The organism is Bartonella vinsonii subsp. arupensis OK-94-513 (genome assembly GCF_000278235.1).
Taxonomy (GTDB): domain Bacteria; phylum Pseudomonadota; class Alphaproteobacteria; order Rhizobiales; family Rhizobiaceae; genus Bartonella; species Bartonella arupensis.
Genome location: NZ_JH725037.1, coordinates 236,966 through 237,646 on the forward strand (window position 1 = coordinate 236,966; position 681 = coordinate 237,646).

The window sequence follows — 681 nt, forward strand, 5'->3', positions numbered from 1 at the left end:
TACCAATAGTGATAAGATTTGTTTCGGAATCCTTCTTAACAAGGCTATCACCCTTCACATTGGCAATTTCATTGTTAATTTGCTTTGTAATCTCAAACCTTGAAACTTGGTGCTGTCCATTTGCCATCTGCATAGCTAGCACCTCCACCAAAATACTTCTGCATAGCTAGCACCTCCACCAAAATACTTCGCAACGCTATCACCAAAAGAATAAAGCTGCGAACCATTCACGGCTTCAGTTGAATTTGCAGCAATGCTTCCATTACCAACATTACGCAAAGAAACTGTGCCTTCCTTCGGATTTCCAAAAGTCACACTGTTTTGTTTAGCTTTACGAGCCGATCTTGTAAGTGCACTGACTTCTTCTGTATCTTCTTCTGTGTCGTAGAAAACGGCTACAGAACGTACATCATCAATATCTTTAGTAAGCTTATCCACGTTTTCATCAAGCTGACCTTTATTAACGGCTTCATCGTTCTGTTCTGCATCCTTCACACCGGAGAGAGCCCGACCTTTACCATCCTTATCAGCTATAGTGACGATATTACCGGATTTTTCACTACCAATCTTGATGAGTTGATGCTCGTCATCCCATTTAACAAGGCTATCACTTACAACATTCGTAATATCGTTTTTAATATTCGTGAAAGATGTACTAATACCAGCAAACGCTTCCGCTAC

The 681-nt window shown here is 40.5% G+C and carries 1 pseudogene; it reads right to left on the minus strand.

From position 1 onward, the window contains the following. Positions 1 to 135: 135 nt before the first annotated feature. Positions 136 to 681, minus strand: a pseudogene (locus tag ME1_RS01000) (hypothetical protein); the annotation flags it as partial.